Source organism: Mesorhizobium sp. P3_A9 (assembly GCF_056402975.1).
Genome location: NZ_JBFUGJ010000528.1, coordinates 1 through 2916, shown reverse-complemented (window position 1 = coordinate 2916; position 2916 = coordinate 1). Strand labels below are relative to the sequence as shown.

General features: G+C 59.0%; 3 protein-coding genes and 1 pseudogene. 3 read left to right on the top strand and 1 reads right to left on the bottom strand.

The window, feature by feature from the left end; translation table 11 throughout:
- Both AC1DX0_RS33865 and AC1DX0_RS33860 read left to right on the top strand, forming a co-directional pair.
- Nucleotides 1-832, top strand: a pseudogene (locus tag AC1DX0_RS33865) (phosphoglycolate phosphatase); the annotation flags it as partial.
- 127 nt (nucleotides 833-959) lie between these two features.
- Complete coding sequence (locus AC1DX0_RS33860; RefSeq protein WP_477223803.1) at nucleotides 960-1277, top strand: plasmid stabilization protein; 318 nt, start codon at nucleotides 960-962, stop codon at nucleotides 1275-1277.
- 411 nt (nucleotides 1278-1688) lie between these two features.
- Here AC1DX0_RS33860 and AC1DX0_RS33855 read toward each other — a convergent pair whose 3' ends face one another.
- On the bottom strand, nucleotides 1689-2297 hold the full coding sequence (locus AC1DX0_RS33855) for a cysteine hydrolase family protein (protein ID WP_477223858.1): 609 nt from the start codon (nucleotides 2295-2297) through the stop codon (nucleotides 1689-1691).
- 343 nt (nucleotides 2298-2640) lie between these two features.
- On the opposite strand from AC1DX0_RS33855, the gene AC1DX0_RS33850 reads away from it, so the two are divergent.
- Nucleotides 2641-2916, top strand: a 276-nt coding sequence (locus tag AC1DX0_RS33850) for a DUF982 domain-containing protein (protein ID WP_477358704.1), incomplete at its 3' end; no start/stop codon positions are given.

Genomic DNA, 2916 nt, shown 5'->3' with positions numbered 1-2916 from the left:
GCGGCTCGGAGATGGCTCGACTCCGCCGACGAAAGCGCAAGTGCTGGATTTGATCCCGAAAGCGGACAGCAATGTCGCCATCAATGGACTGGCATTGCGCGTCGATGAGCGGCCGGATTTCTTTGCCGATCTGCTGCCCGGTCTTAGCAATTTCCGCCGCCGCACGGCCAGGCCGCATTGGCTCGTCATTGACGAAGCGCACCACCTTCTGCCCAAGCGACGCGATGACACCCGCGCGGTCCTGTCACTGGAGTTGCCGGGCACGATCCTGATCACTGTTCACCCTGAGGCCCTCTCAACCGATGCCCTGCGGCTGGTGACCGCCATTATCGCGCTCGGTCCCCAGGCTAAGGATGTGGTGAAGTCGTTTTGCCACGAGACGGGCATCGACCAACCGAAAGACATCCCAACGCCGAAAGGAGCGCGGGTGCTGTTCTGGCGACCGCACGCACGCAAGAAAATCACCACCGTCAAGGTGATCGAACCGCGCCAATCCCTCAAACGGCACAGCCGCAAATACGCCGAGGGGCAACTCGACGAGGCGGGCAGCTTCTACTTCCACGGCCCCGACAATGCGATGAACCTCAGAGCCCACAATCTGATGATTTTCGCCCAGATCGCGGAAGGCATAGACGACAAGACATGGGAGTTTCATTTGCGCGCCAGCGACTACTCCCAATGGTTCCGTCATCAGATCCGCGACAAGGATCTCGCTCGCGAAACCGCAGAGACGGAAAAGGATAAGAAACTCTCAGCCGTCGAGAGCCGCAAGCTCGTTATCGATGCCGTACGGCGCCGCTACACGGCGCCCGCGACGGCTCCCGATGAATAGCCTGCAAGGAGGGGCAATTTAGCCCAAATCGCCCTGCTGCTAGCTCGCCAAAGCATTAGCCGCGATCATCACTGGAACCTGAGCGCCAGCAATGACGTTCAAATCCTGCTAAAGAGGAGAAAGCGCCATGCCACGAGGCGACAAATCCAAATACACTGACAAGCAGGAACGCAAAGCCGACCACATCGCCGAAGGCTACGAAAAGCGTGGAGTTTCCGACAAGGAGGCCGAGCGGCGCGCATGGGCGACTGTCAACAAGGATGATGGCGGCGGCAAGAAAGCTGGCGGCTCCGGGCGCGGCAAGGACACCGGCCACCCGGCAGCCCACAAGGGTGGCGAGAAGGGCGGCAAGGCATCGGCCTCGCGCCCTGCCGCGAGCCGTTCGGAGGCGGCCAAGAAAGCGGCGGCGACGCGTAAGCGGAATGCCGAGCACCGTGCCCATTGAGACGCTTGTCGCTTGGAAAACAACAATGAAAGCTTGGCGCTCAACGAGAGCGGGGGAGCAACGGACGTTCGTCATCGTGCTCGATCCCGGCGAAGAGGCATTCGGCCCGTTGACCGCTCGCGGCCGATCAGAAGGTTGACGAGCTTTATTGGCAGCCATCGGCGCTTTTCGAGCTAGAACCGAAAAACGAACGGAAATTTGATCAATGAAGTGCGAGGTGCTGAGCGCGATTGGCGATGTTGGGCTGGGCGATACGGAGGCGGGCATTTGCCTGAAGGCATCGTTCGATCGACTCTGGAAGTAACGTTCGAGGAAGTCCCGGCCAGCTGCGCCGCCGCCAGCGTTCCGAAATCGGAGCCGTGTTGATCGACCTGAACGCCTGATGAATCCGCGTTTCGGATCGGTGGCGCTTCAAACCCAGTTCGAAAGTACTGTCTCCATCTCGACCGTCTCGACCTGCTGCGCGAATCTTTGGTGATAAACGGTGAGCAGCGCGTCATGCGTCGCATCCGAAGAACTGCACAGAGCGTCTGTGACCAGAACCACGCGATAGCCGAAATCAATGGCTCCAAGCACTGTGGCTAGGACGCAGACATCGGTCTCACCGCCGGTAATGACCAACGTGTCGATTTTACGCTCCGTTAGAAAAGATCTGAGGCGCCCTTCGAACCAAGGCGAGTAGATATACTTGTCTATGACCGCAGCTGGCGGACAATAGCCAGCCAACGCCGGCAACAGTTCGATCATGTCGGGACCGACATTGTCGGCCGTCATCGACGCCCATCGCTCATAGTAGCGCTTCCATGTTCCCACGCCCTGCCCTGGCTTCTGCGCGGGCAAGAAGCGCGTGAAGACCGTCTCCGGCGCCCGCCGCTCGACCAACCTCTCGATGTGCGGGAGGACGCGGGTGATCCAGGGCGTCGCCCATTGTGATGGTTCGGCAAATAGGCGTTGCATATCAACGCAGATATGCATGCACCGGTCGCCCAGGGGACCGTATGCCAGACCGGGCATCGACATCAGAACCTCCCCGACCAGTGTTGTCTTCTCATTGGTCTTTCCACCGCGATCAAAAAAACGAAACGTCATCTCATGGGACTCGTTCCTGAGGCGGTCGCGGGAACCGACACTGACAGTCGAYGTTTCCGCTGAGCAATGGTGCCGTGCGCAAGCACGCAGTGCTGGGACCAACCAGCATCGATCAACGGTTGGAAGCAAGATCCTTGTCAATCGGTGTCAATTTTCGCCTTGTTCCAGGGTCTTGACGACCAAAAACAACAAACCCATATCCCGGTCGGGCGCTGGCCGTTTACGGCCTCGCCTGAATCGAAACCTCAATTGTTCATTCGACTTGGAGGATCCCATGAACGATCGGATATTCGACAGCCCTGTCTTCGTGAAGAGCGGGAAGAGCCTTATTCAGGAAATTGCCGGCATCGAAGATGCCCTGGAGTTTCTCTACGAATGGCCCACAGAAAGACGTGGGGTGATTTACGACACCGCCCTTCGCGCGTGCCAAAGAGCATTTGATAACGGCTATCCGCTCTCCGCCGCCCGGCAAGCGTTTTGCGGCTTCGCTAAGTCGGCCAGGATTTACCAGGACGTGACTGCGGCCCTGCCTTGGGCGATCCCGGACAAC

Coding starts and splice junctions, on each gene's coding strand:
- AC1DX0_RS33860 (WP_477223803.1), top strand. CDS start 960: ATGCCACGAGGCGACAAATCCAAATACACTGACAAGCAGGAACGCAAA.
- AC1DX0_RS33855 (WP_477223858.1), bottom strand. CDS start 2,297: ATGTCGATGCCCGGTCTGGCATACGGTCCCCTGGGCGACCGGTGCATG.